This is a genomic window from Wolbachia endosymbiont of Dipetalonema caudispina (genome assembly GCF_013365495.1).
In the GTDB taxonomy this organism is placed as follows: domain Bacteria; phylum Pseudomonadota; class Alphaproteobacteria; order Rickettsiales; family Anaplasmataceae; genus Wolbachia.
In genome coordinates this window covers 57,047-77,357 of the sequence record NZ_CP046580.1, presented here as the reverse complement: position 1 = coordinate 77,357, position 20,311 = coordinate 57,047, and the positions used below count along the sequence as shown (strand labels likewise).

The following is a 20,311-nucleotide window of genomic DNA, read 5'->3' as shown; positions in this document are numbered from 1 at the left end:
ATTATCATGATAATTTTATTATAAAAAGTATATAACATTTCTCAAATTTAACATTACTTATTCAAAATATAAATAATGACACAAGACATTAATAATAGTATATACTATAATATATAAAAAGTACTGAAACAATATAAACACAGCGTAATTCAGCTCTGCTAAAAAAAAAAGAAAAATTAAATAACACAAAAATTAAAAACTGTAAACCTTATAAAAACTTACAAAACATTACATTCTATAACATATCACCAACTGAGAACTACTTAACAAATTTCCATTTTTACATAAACATAATTAAATAATCAATACATATATTAATATACATTTATGCATAATATATTTAAAGTTTTCCATACTACTCTTAACTTATTAATACTATTTCCTAAAAAAGGGTACTAAGTAACATATCATAATACTCTAACTAAAAATCACATAACATAATAATAAAATAGATTTAATAAATTTCAGTAGGACATCCAGTTGGGCCCATAAGAACTATTTCTTCGCCTTCTTTAAGGTATCTACATAAATTAGTAGAACCACCAGTTTCAAGAACAATTGTGGAAATAATTCCCTTTTTCTTATTAACTTCACTGCCAGTTACAGCTATACCCTCCATAGCAAGATTAATTTTTCTGCTATTAGTTTCAAAATTTTGTAACCTAAAAAACTGTCCAGGTTTAAAATTTTTTGCAGCAAGAGGTGCTTTAACTATTATCTCCACAACTTTATCAGTCAAATATTGAACTTTTATGACCCTTGCAGTAAATTGCTCTTTGATCTTGTTAAAAAATTTTTCATTAACCTGACTTTTACATTTTTTCTGAATTTCAACGTCATCAGCCACCTGAATAATATCCTCTCTAACAGGATTTACTTTTATACCACAATACTTATACAAATGTGTGTGTGATGATACTGAAACCTGAAATGAAGAAGTAGTGCCAACTCTACTCAAAAGCTGAGAAATGATAGGATAACCGTTTTTAACACTTGCCATAGCTTTTACGACACTTCCCCTATATGAAGGATGAAGATCACCAAAAAAACTAATCGTTTTACCACCTCGATTATATACTAATATTCTATCTTTATTCTGCATTTTAGGAGAAAATACTTGATCTACTTCTTCCCCTAATGAACTTAAATGAGTAAAATATCCATTACTCAATTTAAAACTCTCTTCATCTTCTAATGCAACAACTGTATTTGGTTCAGTACCTACTGCTATAAAGATAGAGCGAGCTTTTATATATTTTATTTTTCCAAATTTTGTATCTTTTAACTTTATCGATTCAGCATGATGATATTTATCTGTTATTATTTCAATCGGCTCTAGATTCTCAACAAAATAAACCCCTTCTAATAAAGCATTTTGTAGCTCTTTATTATTAAGTCGATAACTCGAAGAATCTTTTAGACACCCCCTATATATAACTTTTACCCCCCCAAAACTTTGTACTAATTCCAATACCTTCGCTTCTCTATTCTCTTTTTTTGCTAATTCTCGTTCTTTTCTAATTAGTTGTGCATGTAATATAAACTCAGCTGCAATTTCATATTCTTCCCCAGTCCAACCTCTTTCAATATAGCTTTTTCCATATTTACTAACTAATGTTTCATAACGAAAAAGAAATTTCTCTATTTGAATAGGGTAATATGCCAAAGCTTCAGTAGCGGTATCAATTGCAGTAAGTCCTGCACCTATAACAATTATAGGTACACGAACTTGTAAATTTGCTATAGAATCAAATTTAAGGGCACCAGTAAGTTGTAATGACATCAAAAAATCTGATGCCATACGCACTCCACGAGCTAGTACATTCTTTACTTTGATCATTCGTGGCTTGCCAGAACCAAGCGCTAAAGCAATATGATCAAACCCCAAATTAAATGCATCATCAACAGTTATTGTACCACCAAAACGAATACCTCCATAAAGAGCAAAATTCTTATGTCTTTCTAACAACAATCTAATAATTTTTAAATAATTTTTATTCCACCTAGAAGTAATGCCATATTCTGCCACTCCACCAAATCCACCAACTAAACGTCTACTCAACCTTTCATGTTTAAAACTTTTAATTGGCTGAAAATTATCAACTAAAGGTTCAATCTTTAATCCATCAATAGCAACAACATTATGCCCATCATTCAATAAATGATAAGCTAAATTAAACCCAGCAGGACCAAGACCTACAATTAAAATATTTTTACCAGTATTTTCTTTTGGCAATGGCCGTTGAAAATTTAAGGGGTTCCAACGACTAAGTAAAGAATATATTTCAAACCCATACGTCAAACCAAGCACATCATCCAAAATTCTTGTTTCAACCATCGGCACATTTACAGGTTCTTGTTTTTGATATATACACGAATTTATACAATCGTTACATATTCTGTATCCAGTAGCCGCACACAATGGATTATCTATCATTATAATTGCAAGGCTGGCTATGCTATAGCCTTTACTTTTCACCAAATTCATTTCTGATATTTTTTGCTCTAACGGACAACCGTGCAGTTCAACCTTGAGTGGAGAAACCTTAAAGGTCTTGTTGTCATTGATTAATCCTTTTGAGCAACTATCTTTCTGCTGCTTATGACAAAATATACAATAGTGAACATTATCCAATTCTTGACTCAAGCTAACCTTTTGACTTGTTAAATCAAAACCATACCTTCTTTTTATTTCTTTTGAATATAAAATCTCAACTCCATCTACTTCTTTTTTAAAAAACGCTACAAGATTTTCATGATCAAGCTTTCTATGAATATTAAAAAGTATGCTCTGTTCATTCTTTACCCTCCATACTGCATATTGTGCCGCAAGCCCTATCTCTTTTCTATAATTCTCTCTATCTTCCAACCAATGCATCACTTGCTCAGCAAATCTTTTTTCTACCACTGGTAAAGTAAAAAAATGACTTAATTCACTAACAACATAATCAATATCAATATTTGCCACATCAGGATACATCTTTAATGCATAACGCTGAACAAATAATCTTTTGCACTTATATATCAAAGCAAAATCATCATGCTTTCTTTTTAGTTCTTCTATTTCCTTCTCAAGCCTGAAAAGCTCTGAAATAAATTTATCAAGTAAATATGAAAGATCGATAATTAGCTGACTATCAGACGTAACTCGAATCGCTGATACTAATTGTTTACTAGATTTATCAGACTCCAATGCCAAGCATTGAGATGACACTAAAGAAGAAGTTGCTTTTTTTCTAGCCTCAATCAACAAACATAATAAATCCCTATTATATAATTCGACATAATCCAAAAATATCTTATCTAGTTTTACTAGTCCATCACGCGTATACAAATCTAAAAATGAGATGTTAAAATTTAACTGTATCACCATACATACAAAATGCATACTGTCTTGATAGACAAAATTCCTACATATTTTGCAACATAGCTAAAATTATCGTCTCTGCAACCTTTTTCTCATTAACATATGCAACACACTCAAACTTATATGCGCTCAAACGCGCATCTTTAACATTAGCCTGAAGAATTAACGTATCTCCTGGAACAACTGGCTTCCTAAATTTTGCATTTTTAATAGACATAAAATAAATAATTGTATTTTTAATCATATTTTGACTTCTTCTACTACCTAAAATGCATATTGCGGATGCCTGAGCTAAAGACTCAACTATCAAAACCCCTGGCATTATTGGATAATGAGAAAAGTGACCAACAAAAAATGGCTCATTAAAAGTTACATTCTTAATTGCTTTTATATTTTTGCCAGGGTCACACTCTATTACCCTATCTACCAAAAGAAATGGATAAGAATGTGGTAGTATTTTCATAATATCACCAATATCAAACTGCATAATTCTGAAAATTAACCTAGTTAGTTAATATCTTTTAAAGTAAACTCACGCATTTCTTTATTTATATCTTTTAATAAAACATCCGACAAATCAATTCTATCCATAGAATATAAAATTTGATTTTTCTTTGGAAGAAATAGTACCAAATCTATACTATTCTTCTCTGCAGTTTTTTTAGCAACTTCTTTTATCTTATTAAAAATATCCTCTACTGCATCTCTATAACCCTCTTCTAAATGTGACATTTTTTTAGCGTAATTATCTCTAGCACTTACAGCATGCTTGTTAAATTGTTCTGTCTTCTCTTTTTTTGCTTCTTCCGATAAAAGTTCAAATTCTTCTTTTGAGGATTTAAACTTTTCTAATTCACTCTCAAACTCCTGCTGTAGTTTAAAGCTTTGATTTTTTATTTGCTGCTGTATATCTTGTAAAGCAAAGGATTCATTAATAACCTTATCACTATCTATAATCACAACCTTTGCACCGAATGCACCTTGAGATTGCTGTCTCATAGACTTATAACTTGCAAACAACGAAATAACTAAAGCAATAACTGATATAAATAATTGTGTATATTTCATTTAAACCCCCGCTTCAACGGAAAACTTAATATTTGATGACGGTATTATATCATAAGGTTCTTTAACTATAGGAAAGCCAAAATCTAATCTAAATCTACCACCAAAAGGAGAAGGCATTGAAAAGCCAAAGCCAGGTGACACTCTTACAAGCTTACTATCATAATAGTCTTTTTCATATCTAAATCTTTCATCTTTATCATCCAAACCAAAAAGCGTCGCGTAATCAATAAATAATGACCCTTTAATAACAATAAAATCATATAACTTTGGCAGTGGAAAATCCACTTGCTGTGTTAAATTAAAATAAGTTTTTCCTCCCAAACTTTCACTTTTATTTTTTGTTCTTGGTCCAATACCAGAGAGATCAAATCCTCTAATCTCATTACTACCTTTAAAAAAATGCTGACCAACATTTAAATTTCCATCAGAATAAGAAAAAATATGACCTGCAGCTATTTTAAAACGTAGTATTATATCATTATTAATATTCTTTAATATAGGATGTGCATAAAAAGACACAAATTCAGACTTTAAAAAATTCACGTTTCCTCCTAGCCCCGAAATATCTTGACTTAAGCTCAACAAATATCCCTCCCTTGGAGTATAAAAATTATCCAGTTTATTATATGCTAATGTGTACCCCAATGATGAAATACGATACTCACCTTCTCGACCACGCATTATTCTAAAAATATTGCTGTCCCCATTTTCACTTTTATTACCCACCCACACATAATTATATTTATAGTAATAACGAAGAAAATTAGTTAAGTTTTCTGTAATTTTATGTGACAATTTTATAAAAAAACCCATGTCACAATTATTAAAAGTAGTATTTGGTTTATCCTGCTTTTCATAAAATACACCTACACCTAGTGACGCATCGGAATCATTAAAATTACTTTCAACAACTTCCAAATCAGTTGAAAAAATATATTGATTTCTCTCAAAAGCAAAAGAAAGTTCCTTTCCACTACCAAATAAATTACGATCCTTAAAATCAGTTTTTAAAAATGCCCCCCCTGGAAAAGATGCCCCTCCTCCCAAATATAACGAAGTAGTGTTTTTCTCTTTAACATCTAAATCAAGATTCACTGCACTATCATTAACCACATAGCTATTTATCTTGACTTCTTCAAAAAAATCACTATTAATTAGCTTCTTATATGACTTTTGAATTTCAAACGCATTATACGCATCACCTTCTACTACACTTAATTTACTTCTGATTACCCTATCTAAAGTACGATTATTACCATCAATTATAATCTGATTTATATACATTTTCTTACCAGGAAGCACTTTATAAGTTATATCTACAATACTACCACGCTGGGTATATTCCGGACTAACCTTTGCAAATAGGTATCCCCTCTCATTTAAATACTTACTTATCTTTTCTATCACACTATTAACTTTAACTTTATCAAAAATCCTACTATTCTCTTTAGTTATCAAGCTCAATATTTCCTCCCTTAAAGTTGGGTCTTCAATTTTAGCTTCAATATCAATTTTATTATTTCCAAATAAAGACTGCTCTCCTTCATCGATTAAAAAGGTTAAAACAACTTGATCATTGTTATCGATCTCAGCAACTGGCTGAATATTACTTTTAATATAACCCTTAGAAGAATAAAAATGATCAAGTAATTCTTTATTAATTAATAAATATTGTGGTGAATAATAATTTCCAATTTTAAAAAAGGCTCTAAATAACTTATTAAACACATCATTACTTTGCATTTTAATAGCTTGTTCCAATTCATCCTCAGAAAAATTTTTATTACCTATAAACCTTACATCCTTAATTCTGGACGTCTTACCTTCCTTTATTTTAAAAATTAAACTCACTCTATTACCATCAAGCTTGTTTATTTTATATTCAATTTTAGCACCAACTTTACCATTATTCCTATAAATTGTAGCCAAGTTCAACAGATCATTTTGCAACTTCGTTTCAGCAAAAATGGTCAAAGGCTTTAACTGAATTACATTCCTCAGTAATTCTTTACTTTTAAATAGCTTATTACCTTTTAACATTATCTTACTAACTAATGGATTTTCTTGAACTTTTATTACTAAATTCTTTTCATCATCAATATAAGCATTAATACTAGCAAATAGCTTTGTTTTATATAAACCCTTTATAATTAAATCTATGTCATCATTGTCTAAATAACTACCAACTTCTAATTTTGTATAAAACTCTATTGTTTGATTACTAATACGTTCATTACCAATACATTTAATATTATTTATTCGAGTCTTAGCTTGGCTTTCTAAAGCAACAAGTAAAATAGAAAAAAGAACAGAAACTATTATTAATAAATAAAAAGCCCCCTTCATACTTATCTAAAAAAGATGCCTTATATCATTTAAAACTGCAATTGCCATCAGTAAAAATAATACAGTAGCCCCAAAAGTAGCCGCATATTTATGATATTTCGGACTTAAATCCCTACGTATAATTGTCTCTATAATATAATTAAATAAATGTCCACCATCTAGCAATGGAATTGGTAACAAATTAACTGCAGCTAAAGTAGCTGAAAGCACAGCTATAAAATATAGAACCATAACAAATCCCTTCTTAGTTGATTGTCTTGAATATTTTGCAATTTTTATTGGCCCACCTATTTCACTTATACTTCTCTTACCAAGAAGAATCTGAAAAAGAGCCTTGACTGTCAAACACATAACATGATAAGTTTCACCTATAGATAGATCTACAGCTCCAAGAAAAGATGACTGCTTCAGTCCAGCTATATTAATTGAAGTAATTCCTATGGTCTTTCTTCTTATTTCATCACCAAAAATATCTTTATCCTCAGTTATCACAGGAGTCAGTATAGTCTTATATCCTTCATTATTTCTAGTATATCTAACCTCTATTTTAGTCTCAGGGCTTAACATCATAATACGTGAAATATCTTCAAAATATTTTACTTCATATCCATTAATTCGTGTGATAATATCACCTGGCAATAAACCAGCTTTATCTGCTACGCCACCTTCAATTACACTTCCAATCACTGCTGGAGAGCGATAATACCCTGTTATACTAAAAAATACTGTAAAAGCTATAATAGCTAGTAGTATATTTGCAAACGGTCCTGCAAAAACTATCGCTGTTTTCTTACATCGAGATTTTGTATGAAGCGAATATAATTTTTCTTCCTCAGTTAGCTTTTGTCGATTAGCTGGTATACTTACTATATTACTATCTCCTAGCATCTTAACATAACCGCCCAATGGGACAACACTTAACTTCCATCTAGTTCCAGATTTATCATAGAAACCAAAAATTTCAGGACCAAAACCTATAGAAAAAGACTCAACCTTAACTTTACAAACTTTAGCAATAATATAGTGCCCATATTCATGGACGAATATTATTATAGAAATAATTAAGGAAAATGATATAAAATAATATACTCCACTACTAAACTGATAAATAAAATTTAAAATTAATTCCACTTGTATTTAAATCTTGAATAAAATATTTAGTATACTAAAATACTCCTTGCTTGACAAGCGTCTAATTTAATCTTTAAATCAAGAAAAGTGTAATAAAATGACAAATATCTCTTTATTGAAAAAAAAACTAATGTATAGAAGCTGGTATAGAGGATGCAAAGAAATTGATATCCTTTTAGGACATTTTGCACTAGAGTATCTTAATAAATTCTCTTTAAATGAACTAATTGAATATGAAAAAATAATTAATCTTGATGACTATGAATTATATCATCATTTATTATATAAAGCAAACCTTTCCCCTAATATAGACAGCAGAATTATTAACCTGATTATTTATTTTATTGAATCCAATTTATATACGTATATTCAATAATATTATTACCTAATTCTTAATGTATCCTAAACCTTTTTTTACTTCTATACTTTTTACATTTCTAATGTACTTTATTTAATCCTACATAAGTTCTAAAACTTTTCCAAAAGTAGAAAGAAGGTGCATAAAAACGAAAAAATTAATTCACCACTTTTCTATTTTTTAAAAGATATCTTACTTCAATAAAACTTATATATAACTACTCCTAACTATATACATATGCATTACACTAAAAACCTTTAGCCACTACTTTAACCATCTCTTTTATATAAATTAAGAGCATATTCCAACTTCAATGTTATTAATACGCTTGAAAGCATAACCTCAATATAAAAAAAATCTATACTAAAGTCTATAAATTAGAATCCCTCTTATCTCATAAATCTCCCCTCATGTATGTAAGCTCTACTTGTTATTCTAAATGATTTTGCTTTATATTATACAAATTAAAACCCCAAATCATCTAGCAGATAACACTATATTATATGCTTCAACTCCCAACACTTTTACTTCTATTTTTTCTGATATAGAAAACCTTCTATCTTCCGGCAAATGCTCTTGATTAATCAAAAGAGTTACACCATTTTCAACTTCAACAATTAACCCGTTATCTTCTCTCTTACTTATAAGAGCATGCATTTTATCACCTACTCTTACCTTCTTTATCAATTCTATAAGAGGGTCATACTTTATTTGCTTTATACCAAGATAAATCCTTGCCCGATTTACGTTGGCCCTTATTACTTTCGCTTCTATTGTATCATTAATATTATATTTTTTTATTTGATCTAAACTATTCCTAGACCAACTTATATCTTGTGCATAAATTGTCCCCTCAACATTCTCATCTATCTCACAATCATCAAAAACAATAGACATATATAAACCAGTATTACTCTTAATTTTACCAGAAATAATAGAACCAGGAGGATATTTATCAATAAACACTTGCCAAGGATTATTTACACATCTCTTCATACTTAAACTCATTCTATTCTTAATAGTATCAATACTAAGAATCTTGACAAGCACTTCTTTTCCTCTAGTCACGAGACTACTAATTGGCAAATTGTTCTTAATCCAAGTTATCTCTGATGAGTGTACTAAGCCTTCAATTCCAGGCTTAAGTTCAACAAACACTCCATAGTCTTCTATGCTAGTTACATGACCTCTATGTACACTATCAACTGGATATTTTAACTCTATATCATGCCAAGGATTATCCTCTAGCTGCTTTATACCTAAAGAAATTTTAGCATTTTCTTTATCTATTTTTATAACTTTAACTTTTATAGTCTGACCACAAGCAAAAACCGCAGAAGGATGACTTATTCTACTCCAAGAGATATCTGTAATGTGTAATAATCCATCCACAATCCCTACTAGATCTGATTCATGAATACCAACAAATACACCGTAATGAGTAATGCTCTTTATTTTACCTTCTATTATATCACCCTCATTAAGAGATTCTAAAAACTTAATTTTTTCACCAGCATGCAATTTTTCTAATACCAATTTTCTTGATACTACAATGTTACCTTGTTTTTTATCCACTTTAAGTACGATAAATTTTTGCTCAGTTTCAATAAGATGTTTAGCATCTTTTGCTTGTTTTAAATCTACATGGCTCAAAGGCAAAAAGGCACTTATTCCATCACCAAGGTCAACAATAAAACCACATTTAATTGACCGTTTAATAATTCCACTTATTTCAGTTTGAGTATCTGCATCTTCTTCTAGTTTATGCCATCTTTCATCTCTAATTGCTTTTTCACGACTCAAAATTACATTACCATGATAATCTTCAATTTTTTCTACATATACCATAATCTTAGAACCAACAGCTATCTTATCGTCACAACCAAGTTCTTTAATTGGAATCCTCCCATCAGATTTTAAGCCAACGTCAACTACAATATCGCTAAGATTCACTCGTATAATTACACCTTCTACTACATCTCCTTCCTTAATTTTTTTGATAAAAGAATCTTCAAATAAAACATTACTTTGATTTTCAAACTGACCTTGATATACTTCGTCTACAAACCTATTCGACGACAGTTTTTTAATACTAATCGGTAAACTCACAACTAGATCATTATTATTCATATTTTTTAGTCTAAATTTAATTAAAAGTAATATACTATACAATATTAACAATTAGTTACAAGTAGTTTTTTTATTAACTTACTAATTATTTTATTTAAAGATTACTCAATTACATTGAATTTACTATTTAAAATTAAATTACTCTTATTTTATAAGATTAAATAACCATAATGTGGTGTGGAGGCAAGCGGGATTGAACCGCTGACCCTCTGCGTGCAAAACAGATGCTCTACCGCTGAGCTATGCCCCCCAGTATTATTATTAGGACAAACTAACTTAAGCTAAAAGCTTAAGAAGTACTAAATTTTTGTCAAGAAGCTATTATAATATATGCATTAATATATTATAAAATTTCAGTTTGATTAAAAATAAATATAAAGATATATTCATGTTTATATAACTAAAAAATGAAATGATCCCGTAGCTCAGTTGGTAGAGCAACTGACTTTTAATCAGTAGGTCGCGCGTTCGACTCGCGCCGGGATCATCGATATATTATTATAATAATATTTTTTCATAAAATTTTAATAAAATAAAAATCTATAACATAACCTTCTTCCTTCTAACTACTAACTTTAAAAGTTTCACTTTTCCCAAAGTAAAAATTTTTTACTGTCTTTACACTTTATTTTCTCAAAAAGTGAGCATTTTTTTTCATTAAATAAAGAATAAATGAATCAACAAACAAATCTTATATACCCCAAAAAATTTTTTCTTTGTATTACACAAATTATTAAACTAGTAAAAACAATTTTTCATTAAATGAATATTTTTTACTTAAAATACGATAAAATAGCTACATAAAATAAAAATAATAAAATACAAATTTTATCAAAAAAAGGATCACATTAATATAAGCACCAAAATATTTCAATAATCTAATTAAAAATTAGAAATAAAAATTAATTATTAACTAACATTACATATTGAACATATTGATTAACTGTTAATAATAATAAAAAAAATTCAAAAGAAAAGCGCTGCTAAAATAAAAGCACTTTATTTTAAAAACTAATAATATTAAAATTTATATTTAGTTAATTCATTTAAAACAGTAACTTAAAACAAATATAATTAAAAATAAATTAATATTAATTAAACATACTCATTACTATTATTTTGCAGTAATTTTCTTTCATTAACGCAATCAAAAAAGAATATTTATAAATTACTTTATAAAATCTTTAATACATTAGATTTTAAAAAGGATTTTAAAGAAGCTAAATCAAAAAATACCAATATTTTTAGAAATCTCAAGATCTAATAATTGAAGTACAATAAAGTTCACAAATATATTATCATAATATATTATTAAAAATTAGTCTCAATGGACAAAACAAAAAATATAAATTTAACAGATTTGAGTTAACTAATAAAAAAGCCATTAAAATAAGAAAAAAAAGACTTTTCAAAAAAAGGATAAATATAATTTTACCTTATTCCATTCATAAACTTTTTACCATTACTTACAGCACTTTACCTTTACAGAAGTTAAAATTAGAATAATAAACCTTCCAAAAATCTACTTTTTTCTTTCATTCTAAAAGAAATATTACTAAATTTCTGAATAAACCCCTATTTCTATTTTATTTGTAACCTAAGATAGTCTTTTAACTTCCTTACTATGTTTGTATAATAATTTAAGTACCAGCTCTTTTACATACACTTTTACTTATATTATTACTTCTCCAAGTTTTATATATATTTATAGTACTTACTTCTTCAAAAAGAAACAACCTTATTGTATATAGCTTTACTTATACTTTAAGTATCATAATCTTTCACTCTATACAACCTACCCTTCTTAAATCAATTCTTAGTGTGAGAGGAAAAAACTTTCATATATTCATTATATAAGCAATTTCAAGATTATATATATATTACCTCTATTTTTACATTAATTCAATCAATAAACGTAACATATAACCTACTTTAAACTATATATTAAACTTTCATACTGTATAATTTAAAAATCTTACTTAGTAACTTACAACTATCATCAATATTTCCTTTAATTTCAACTTTGGATTTAATTTTGTAAAAGAATCAATAATTACATAACTGCACTTAAACATTAGTACTAACAATATGCAAACTATTTTCAGTACTTGACCTTTAAACTATTAATCAGTACTATTTTAACTTCACAAACATATTATAACAACACAATTTTACATCAATATACGACAAATGCATATATTATCCTTTTTATGCTTTGAGTAATTTAAGTATACATAAAAAGTTTCCCCAATTCTTAGAACTAAATATTTAAAATTTCTACAACTCTCTACAATAAAAATCTTTCAGTTTGAATTGCATTGCACACCACTTTGCTATTATTTTTTTTAATTCTTAAAGATTGCTTACAATAACTATTTATTAACCTATATAACTTAAATACCAATTAAACATGTATACCACCCTACAAAGTTTTTTTTAATATGAATATTATCATAGCTAAATTAGCTATCTTAAAATATATTCAAATAGAAAATTTAAATTTGCAATGCGATATAAAATAACAACAGAATATAATGGTAGCAGTTTCTCTGGTTGGCAAAAACAGCAGCATTCTAACAATTCAATTCAGGAAACTATAGAAAATGCGATATTTAACTTTAGTGGCGAAAAGATTACTTTATACTGTGGTGGAAGAACTGACGCAGGAGTTCATGCTTTAGGGCAAGTTGCTCATTTCGACATGAAAAAAGAATTCGAGCTACATAAAATAAAAACCGCAATAAATTATTACCTAAAACCAACTCCAGTAGCTATACTTAATGTAGAAATTGTAGATAATACATTTCATTCACGATTTTCAGCAAAAAAAAGACATTATGAATACAGAATAATCAACCGTTATGCTCCTACAGCTTTGGAAGTTGGTTATGTATGGCAAGTATTTAGCCCACTTGATGTAGATATTATGCGCAAGGCAGCTAAACACCTACTTGGGAAACACAATTTTTCAAGTTTTTGCCCAAAAAATTGTCAAGCTAAAAATTTGATAAGATCAATTGATGATATTAAAATAATTAAAAATGAAAATCATATATATATTCAAATATCTGCTATTTCCTTTTTACATAACCAAGTGAGAATCATTGTCGGCACTTTAGTCGAATTTGGAAAAAATAAAACTAATCCACAAGAAATGCTAAATATATTAAAACAACACAAAAGAAAAGCTGCCGGAGTTACTGCACCACCCTATGGCCTATACTTAATGAAAATAGATTATTAATGCTCAAGTTCTCATTGGCATCACTATATATAACACATTAAGATCATCTTCATCAGTGATAATTATAGCATTGTTACTACCAGCCAAACTAAATTTACATTTACCTTTTATACAAGATAAAACATCAATCAAATAACGCGAATTGAATCCTATCTCTACAGAAGGTCCATTATAATCCACCTCTATAAACTCAGTTGCATCACTACATTCTTGAGAATTTGAATGTAAAGTCAACAATTTTTTCTGTAATAAAAACCTAACAAACTTTATCTTATCAGATACAACAACAGAAACTCGATCTATAACACTAGCTAGTTTACTGCTTTCAACAACCATTTGTTTATCTTGAAATACCGGAATAACAGCTTTATAATCCGGAAAAGTCCCATCTATTAATTTTGATATTAAAATATACTCACCACATGTGAATTTAATTCTTCTACTTGAAAATTTTATGTTAACTTCACTACAATCATCTAATATCTTTAATAACTCCATAATAGTTTTGCGTGGAATAATTATACCAAATTCACTATTAAAATTCTCAGGCCTTGGTCTTTTTATACATGCCAATCGATGACCATCAGTTGCAACACAACATAAAAATTGTTTATCTATATGCAGATAAATCCCATTTAAATTATATCTTGTATCATCTAAAGACACTGCAAATTTTGTTTTAGTTAATAGATTAATCAAATCTGTACTTAGTAAAGTGAAATCATACTTATAATCGTCCTCTTCAAAAATAGGAAAATTATCTGAAATCACATTCGGTAAAGAAAAATTTGCATTTCCACAAGATATTAATAACTTTTCCCGATCATTCATTTCAAAATAAACATCTAAATCGGCTGGTAACTTTTTTACTATATTATGTAAAGTATATGCTGAAATCTTTACCTCCCCTTCTATTGATACACTTGCAATAAGCGAAGCAAATATTGAAATATCAAGATCAGTAACCATTAATTTTATACTACTATACTGTGCTTTAATATTTACACACGCCAAAACATTTATGGAATGGTGCCTTTCAACCACTCCAGTTATTTTAGACAATGTATTAAAAAGGTTTGTACGATTCACATTAAAACGTATTTGTCTACATACAGAACGTGGTTCTTTGATTTCTACCTCCTTTATACCTACAACTTCTGACATACTACCCAGTCTCAAAAATATATTCCAAATAATATTCATATTCCATTTAAAGTAAAGTGGTATTTACCTAAACTTATACGAATAGGAAAAATTAAAAAAAAGAAAACCTTACTTTCCTACTCTAGGATAAAACTCATTTTAATACTATATAAACATTTTAGCATAGCACTTTCTTACTCTAAGATAGAAGAGAATAATATATTTTCTACAATAGATAGTTAAACTAAAAAAATAAAATTAAAGAGCAAAATAAAACTTTTAATTAAAAAAGGGATTGATTCAAAATTTATAAATATTTATGTTTATATTTAGTAACTTTACATGTAATGGCGTGTATGCATCCAATCATATACTTATTTAATTTACTACTTGATCTTTACAGCTTAATTCTAATATGTTGGGTTATTTTGGACTGGCTGATTAAGCTTAACGTAGTTAACATGTATAACGAGACCGTCAGTAGCACAATGCAAACTTTGAACCGATTAACTTACTCACCACTTAAAATTATCAGAAAATATATACGACCATTCAATGGATTAGATCTATCCGTAATGATATTGTTAATAACAATTCACCTTATAAAATATACAATGAATTACTACTTTTAAGTAGATGCTAAAAAAATACCTAAAGTTAGTAGTATACTTATTATTACTAATATATATATATATATCAATTTTTAGCTATAGCTATAAAGATTCATCCTTAAACACAGTTATAGATAAAAGGGCAACAAATCTAGCTGGAATAGTGGGTTCATACTTAGCTGATATATTAATCCAATTTTTTGGGTTAACTAGTATTACAATAGTTACAACTATAGTTTACTTTTTAAGTTTCAAATCATCAAGAAGATTACTAAAAATTTTCTATTTCACATTAATTAATCTCGGAATATGCGTTATACTACCACAACTCTCACTTAGCATCACTGAAAAATATATGCATAGCGGAATAATAGGAAACGTTTTAATCAGCTACTGTCCAACTTACATATTTATTATAGCAGCGTCAATAGGTACAATAGGATTGATTGGCTGGAAAAAAATTACCTACTATTTATTCTTCACATATAAAAAAATAGCTTACCTCTCTATAAAAGTCCTGTTTCTCAAGTTATATAAAATCACCAAATATTTAATTACGCAATTAATAACGAAAGAAAAGCATAAAGTTCAAATTATTACTAAACAAAAAATAAAAACAAGAGAAAAAAAAGATATTGAAAAAATTTTTACACCCTTTAATAAATTCAAATTTCCAAGCATTAATTTACTTTCCAAAGTAAAAAAGTCTTTGCAGAAAAATTATCTAAATAAAATAAAGAGCAATAAAAATTTATCTTTACTAAAACAAGTTCTTAACGATTTTGGCGTACAAGGAAAAATTATTAATGTGTGTCATGGACCAGTTGTAACTTTATACAAACTTGAACCACAAGCTGGCACAAAATCTGCAAAAATAATTTCTCTTGCAGACGATATTGCACGTTCAATGAGTGCAATTTCTGCACGAATTTCAATAATTCGTGGACAAAATGCTATAGGAATAGAACTACCAAATAAGGAGCGAGAAATTGTAATGCTACGTGATTTATTAGAATCTCCAGATTATCAAAATACAAACTTAAATCTTCCAATTGCACTTGGTAAAGAAATAAACGGAAGACCAGTTATTGTCGACTTAGCTAAAATGCCACACTTACTTATTGCTGGAACTACAGGATCAGGAAAATCAGTTGCGATTAATACTATGATTCTTTCACTTGTTTACCGATTAAGCCCTAATAAATGTAAAATGATAATGATTGATCCTAAAATGCTTGAGCTTTCAATATATAATCAAATACCGTATTTAATAACACCAGTAGTAACAGAACCTAAAAAAGCTTTAATTACTCTCCAATGGACAGTAAAAGAGATGGAAAATCGTTATCGCATAATGTCATATTTAAATGTCCGCAATATAATAAGTTATAATCAAAGAATTAAAGAAGCAATAAGTAACAAAACAGAACTCAAGCACACTGTGCAAATTGGCTTCGATTCAATAAAAGGTAAGCCACTATTTGAAAAAATTCCAATCAAAATGGAAACATTGCCATACATTGTAGTGGTTGTAGATGAAATAGCAGACTTAATGCTCGTTGCTGATAAAGATATAGAACGTTCTATTCAACGCTTAGCTCAGATGGCTCGTGCTGCAGGAATACACATTATAATGGCAACACAACGTCCATCTGTAGATATAATAACAGGTGTCATAAAAGCAAATTTTCCAACGAGAATAAGTTTTGCTGTTACCTCTAAAATAGACAGCCGTACAATACTCGGTGAACAAGGAGCTGAACAATTACTTGGCATGGGTGACATGCTCTATATGGCTTCTGGTGGCAAGATTATTCGAGTTCATGGTCCATTTGTAAGCGATAATGAGGTACAAAATATAGTTCATCATCTCAAAGCACAAGGTAAACCAAATTACATAGAGGAAATCATAAAAGAAAACGATAATTCTTTTATATCATTGAATAATGAAGCAGACAATAAGGAAAATAATTTATATAAACAAGCTGTAACTATTATTCAAAGAGATAAAAAAGTCTCAACTAGTTACATCCAGAGACAGCTGAAAATAGGCTATAACAGAGCTGCAAACCTTATTGAAAGGATGGAAAAAGAAGGTATTATCAGTGCTCCAAATTACTTAGGAAAAAGAGAAATATTGGCAAAAAATAAATAAATTATCCCATCATAAGTTATAATAGCTTGATATAAGCTTAATTAAATTAATCAAGACAAATGAACTTACCTATAAAAATATTTTTTAACTCTCTCATTTTGGGATTTATTTTTCACCCTTGCTTTATAAAATTTCTAAAGAAAATTGGCAAGGACAAACAACCAGTCAGGTTATTTAGACCAAAAAACCATCTAATCACAAAGAAAAATACTCCTACTACAGGTGGAATCACAATACTGATTTCTGCTTCACTGCCAATTTTACTTTGGGGAAAATTAACACTAGAAACTATATTATTGATATTCACAACTCTATCTTTTGCTTTAGTAGGATTTATTGATGACTATCTAAAATTAAAAGTATATAACCCCCAAGGTCTAAATGCAAAAATTAAAATACTTACTCAATTTATAGTTGCAATTACTGTCATGCTTACATCTAAGCAATACTTTTCTGAAGGTTTCACAAAAACTTTTTTAGTTAGAGGAATAATAATTGATTTTGGCTATCTATATATTCCATTTACCACATTTATAATTGTTGGCTCTGCCAATGCTGTAAATCTTACAGATGGACTTGATGGTCTTGCTGTAACTCAAGCTATTACTTCTTTTGCTTTTTTAGGATTAATTTCATATTTAACTCAATCAAATATAAATATTACTTTATTCTGTATTGCTTTTATAGGAGCACTTTTGAGTTTTTTATGGTTCAATACCTATCCTGCGAAAATATTTATGGGTGACGTTGGCAGCTTATCAATCGGTGCAGCTTTAGGATTAACCAGTGTTTTAATAAAGAAAGAAGTACTTTTTGCTGTCATCGGAGTAATCTTTATAATAGAAACTTTGTCCGTCATCATTCAAGTATCATACTTTAAATATACAAAATTTAAGCATGGAAAAGGAAAAAAGATTTTTCTCATTACACCAATACATCACCATTTTGAAAAAAAAGGACAGTCAGAAAATGAAATAGTTATAAAATTTTTAATAATTTCTATTATTTGTTCAACATTTACTATAGCTTTCTTGTTATAAAATTCATGATATATCCAGATTTCACATTAGAAAATAAGTTAGCAGGAGTAGTAGCAGGAGTAGACGAAGTTGGAAAAGGAGCATTGGCTGGTCCAGTAATATCTGCAGCAGTAGTATTTACTGATAAAAACATAATTATTAAAGGAATTAATGATTCAAAAAAATTATCTGCTAAAAATAGACAAGTCTTGTACAAAAAGATAACGTCCATTGCAAAATGGAGCATAGGAATAGCAAGTGTAAAAGAAATAAATTCATATAATATTTTACAAGCAACAAAACTCTCAATGCAACGTGCATTAATAAACTTAGAGTTAGAGTTAGATTACGTACTAGTTGACGGTAATCAACTACCTAAAGTAAAATGGCAAGCAGTATCTATAATAAATGGCGATAATTTAAGTATATCAATTGCAGCAGCTTCAATCATTGCAAAAGTTACAAGAGATCAACTAATGCAAGAATTACATAATCAACATCCAGAATATAATTGGTATAAAAATAAAGGATATGGAACAAAAGAACAAATAAAAGCTATAAAAACCCATGGCATCACAACACACCATAGAAAAAATTTCAACCTATTTTTAAAATAGGTTGAATAATAATATATCACTTATATTTATAACCATCAATAATAAATTTAAATGGTACTATACCATCTAAAGCTGCTCTTATATTAGACAAAGTAAAATTAATATAAACAGTATGATTTTTTATTTCTTTATTCTGCTCAATTATAAAAATAACAACAGCCTTTCCTGAAAAGGAAACTAAACTTTTTACTGATCTGTCAATAAACAATTTTGTTATATTTATATCAGTAATTTTTTTTTTAGAAAAAGGTAAATCAATAGCTTCATTATTCACTTTTTCTTGAAAATCTCGATATATCCTATATGTAGAATTATTTTTTATAAAATTTTTTTGGTATTCTGGTTCAATAACATTATGAGACTCATATATTTTAATATACTTACTTATTAAATACCTAGCTATGGAAATATATTCATTTTTCTTTTCATTAGAGTTTAACTTACGCATTACAGAAAATTCATCTTCTGCATGATTTACATATCTAATAAAATTTATTTTTTTTTTACAGGAAATAAGAAGTATATATTCAATAGTAACAAACATAAGCATACCAGAAGAAATGATATCATAACTATCACCCAAGACCTTTCTACTATACAAAACAAATATCTATGACAGTACCATTCAACTGCTTTACTAAAATAACTTTTATTTATTACCGACTTAAGTAGTTTATCTTCCATAGAAAACCATATTTAATTACTCCAATAACATATTTCAAAGTCTAAAACTATATTAATTTTTTAAATTAATAATTATTTACCTTGTCTCAGTAATAAAGCAGAATTCATCGATTTTCCTTAATCTATATCTGCCTCTTAATACAAGGATACATAACTCACTTTAATCACAAACCAAATTTATCAGCAAAAATTATTGTTTGTCCAATAATTTTCTATCTTAAGATTAACTTAAATACATTAACTACATAACTTTATAACAAGTTTAATAGCATTACTGTAATAAAACTTAGCATATAATAAAAACATCTCCTAACTTAAGATTAATGAATTTTTATTTGCATTGCTAAAATCTATAAGTTTATTTTTATAAAAATATTAAAAATTATAATTACACCTTTAATATATTTATAAATCTATTATTTTTGCAACATAAAATAT

At 28.1% G+C, this 20,311-nt stretch carries 13 protein-coding genes, 2 tRNA genes and 1 pseudogene; 7 read left to right on the top strand and 9 right to left on the bottom strand.

Annotation, left to right across the window (positions count from 1 at the left end; all coding sequences use genetic code 11):
- Positions 1 to 454: 454 nt before the first annotated feature.
- Genes GOY14_RS00290 through GOY14_RS00270 form a run of 5 tightly spaced genes read right to left on the bottom strand, consistent with a single transcriptional unit; the run spans position 455 to position 7,912 of the window.
- Positions 455 to 3,367: an FAD-dependent oxidoreductase gene (locus tag GOY14_RS00290; RefSeq protein WP_175809844.1), complete on the bottom strand. Its 2,913-nt coding sequence runs from the start codon at positions 3,365 to 3,367 to the stop codon at positions 455 to 457.
- Positions 3,368 to 3,410: 43 nt separating this feature from the next.
- Positions 3,411 to 3,854 (bottom strand): 3-hydroxyacyl-ACP dehydratase FabZ, encoded by a 444-nt coding sequence (gene fabZ, locus GOY14_RS00285; RefSeq protein WP_175809217.1) that lies wholly within the window; start codon positions 3,852 to 3,854, stop codon positions 3,411 to 3,413.
- Between the two features lie 20 nt (positions 3,855 to 3,874).
- Positions 3,875 to 4,435 (bottom strand): OmpH/Skp family outer membrane protein, encoded by a 561-nt coding sequence (locus tag GOY14_RS00280; protein WP_175809215.1) that lies wholly within the window; start codon positions 4,433 to 4,435, stop codon positions 3,875 to 3,877.
- Entirely contained in the window at positions 4,436 to 6,781 is a 2,346-nt protein-coding gene (bamA, locus tag GOY14_RS00275) for an outer membrane protein assembly factor BamA (RefSeq protein WP_175809213.1), read from the bottom strand.
- Positions 6,782 to 6,787: 6 nt separating this feature from the next.
- Complete coding sequence (locus GOY14_RS00270; RefSeq protein ID WP_175809212.1) at positions 6,788 to 7,912, bottom strand: M50 family metallopeptidase; 1,125 nt, start codon at positions 7,910 to 7,912, stop codon at positions 6,788 to 6,790.
- Between the two features lie 97 nt (positions 7,913 to 8,009).
- Between GOY14_RS00270 and GOY14_RS00265 the strand changes: the two genes are divergently transcribed.
- Complete coding sequence (locus GOY14_RS00265; protein WP_175809210.1) at positions 8,010 to 8,288, top strand: succinate dehydrogenase assembly factor 2; 279 nt, start codon at positions 8,010 to 8,012, stop codon at positions 8,286 to 8,288.
- Between the two features lie 459 nt (positions 8,289 to 8,747).
- Here GOY14_RS00265 and GOY14_RS00260 read toward each other — a convergent pair whose 3' ends face one another.
- Together GOY14_RS00260 and GOY14_RS00255 are read right to left on the bottom strand one after the other, a co-directional pair.
- Positions 8,748 to 10,400, bottom strand: a complete 1,653-nt coding sequence (locus GOY14_RS00260; RefSeq protein ID WP_175809208.1) for a 30S ribosomal protein S1 — start codon at positions 10,398 to 10,400, stop codon at positions 8,748 to 8,750.
- 178 nt (positions 10,401 to 10,578) lie between these two features.
- Positions 10,579 to 10,650 (bottom strand) — tRNA-Ala (locus GOY14_RS00255).
- A 164-nt stretch (positions 10,651 to 10,814) separates the two neighbouring features.
- Here GOY14_RS00255 and GOY14_RS00250 point away from each other — a divergent pair.
- Positions 10,815 to 10,887 (top strand) — tRNA-Lys (locus tag GOY14_RS00250).
- 2,019 nt (positions 10,888 to 12,906) lie between these two features.
- Positions 12,907 to 13,644 (top strand): tRNA pseudouridine(38-40) synthase TruA, encoded by a 738-nt coding sequence (gene truA / locus GOY14_RS00245; protein ID WP_175809206.1) that lies wholly within the window; start codon positions 12,907 to 12,909, stop codon positions 13,642 to 13,644.
- A 3-nt stretch (positions 13,645 to 13,647) separates the two neighbouring features.
- On the opposite strand, the gene dnaN is transcribed toward truA, so the two are convergent.
- Positions 13,648 to 14,808: a DNA polymerase III subunit beta gene (gene dnaN, locus GOY14_RS00240; RefSeq protein WP_175809204.1), complete on the bottom strand. Its 1,161-nt coding sequence runs from the start codon at positions 14,806 to 14,808 to the stop codon at positions 13,648 to 13,650.
- Positions 14,809 to 15,143: 335 nt separating this feature from the next.
- Between dnaN and GOY14_RS00235 the strand changes: the two genes are divergently transcribed.
- Genes GOY14_RS00235 through GOY14_RS00220 form a run of 4 tightly spaced genes read left to right on the top strand, consistent with a single transcriptional unit; the run spans position 15,144 to position 19,189 of the window.
- On the top strand, positions 15,144 to 15,419 hold the full coding sequence (locus GOY14_RS00235) for a YggT family protein (RefSeq protein WP_175809202.1): 276 nt from the start codon (positions 15,144 to 15,146) through the stop codon (positions 15,417 to 15,419).
- 4 nt (positions 15,420 to 15,423) lie between these two features.
- Positions 15,424 to 17,553 carry an FtsK/SpoIIIE family DNA translocase gene (locus GOY14_RS00230; protein ID WP_175809200.1) on the top strand — a complete coding sequence of 710 codons (2,130 nt, stop codon included), beginning with the start codon at positions 15,424 to 15,426 and terminating at the stop codon, positions 17,551 to 17,553.
- A 59-nt stretch (positions 17,554 to 17,612) separates the two neighbouring features.
- A complete protein-coding gene (gene mraY / locus GOY14_RS00225) occupies positions 17,613 to 18,593 on the top strand; it encodes a phospho-N-acetylmuramoyl-pentapeptide-transferase (RefSeq protein WP_175809198.1) in 981 nt (326 codons plus the stop codon).
- A gap of 5 nt (positions 18,594 to 18,598) precedes the next feature.
- Positions 18,599 to 19,189 carry a ribonuclease HII gene (locus tag GOY14_RS00220; protein ID WP_175809196.1) on the top strand — a complete coding sequence of 197 codons (591 nt, stop codon included), beginning with the start codon at positions 18,599 to 18,601 and terminating at the stop codon, positions 19,187 to 19,189.
- A 16-nt stretch (positions 19,190 to 19,205) separates the two neighbouring features.
- On the opposite strand, the pseudogene GOY14_RS00215 reads toward GOY14_RS00220, so the two are convergent.
- Positions 19,206 to 19,873, bottom strand: a pseudogene (locus GOY14_RS00215) (conjugal transfer protein TraJ).
- Between the last annotated feature and the right edge of the window lie 438 nt (positions 19,874 to 20,311).

Excerpts from the sequence above, each read along its gene's own strand:
- GOY14_RS00280 (WP_175809215.1), bottom strand. The coding sequence starts at position 4,435 with ATGAAATATACACAATTATTTATATCAGTTATTGCTTTAGTTATTTCG.
- bamA (WP_175809213.1), bottom strand. The coding sequence starts at position 6,781 with ATGAAGGGGGCTTTTTATTTATTAATAATAGTTTCTGTTCTTTTTTCT.
- GOY14_RS00260 (WP_175809208.1), bottom strand. The coding sequence starts at position 10,400 with ATGAATAATAATGATCTAGTTGTGAGTTTACCGATTAGTATTAAAAAA.
- dnaN (WP_175809204.1), bottom strand. The coding sequence starts at position 14,808 with ATGTCAGAAGTTGTAGGTATAAAGGAGGTAGAAATCAAAGAACCACGT.
- truA (WP_175809206.1), top strand. The coding sequence starts at position 12,907 with ATGCGATATAAAATAACAACAGAATATAATGGTAGCAGTTTCTCTGGT.
- mraY (WP_175809198.1), top strand. The coding sequence starts at position 17,613 with ATGAACTTACCTATAAAAATATTTTTTAACTCTCTCATTTTGGGATTT.
- GOY14_RS00220 (WP_175809196.1), top strand. The coding sequence starts at position 18,599 with ATGATATATCCAGATTTCACATTAGAAAATAAGTTAGCAGGAGTAGTA.
- fabZ (WP_175809217.1), bottom strand. The coding sequence starts at position 3,854 with ATGCAGTTTGATATTGGTGATATTATGAAAATACTACCACATTCTTAT.
- GOY14_RS00235 (WP_175809202.1), top strand. The coding sequence starts at position 15,144 with ATGCATCCAATCATATACTTATTTAATTTACTACTTGATCTTTACAGC.
- GOY14_RS00265 (WP_175809210.1), top strand. The coding sequence starts at position 8,010 with ATGACAAATATCTCTTTATTGAAAAAAAAACTAATGTATAGAAGCTGG.
- GOY14_RS00230 (WP_175809200.1), top strand. The coding sequence starts at position 15,424 with ATGCTAAAAAAATACCTAAAGTTAGTAGTATACTTATTATTACTAATA.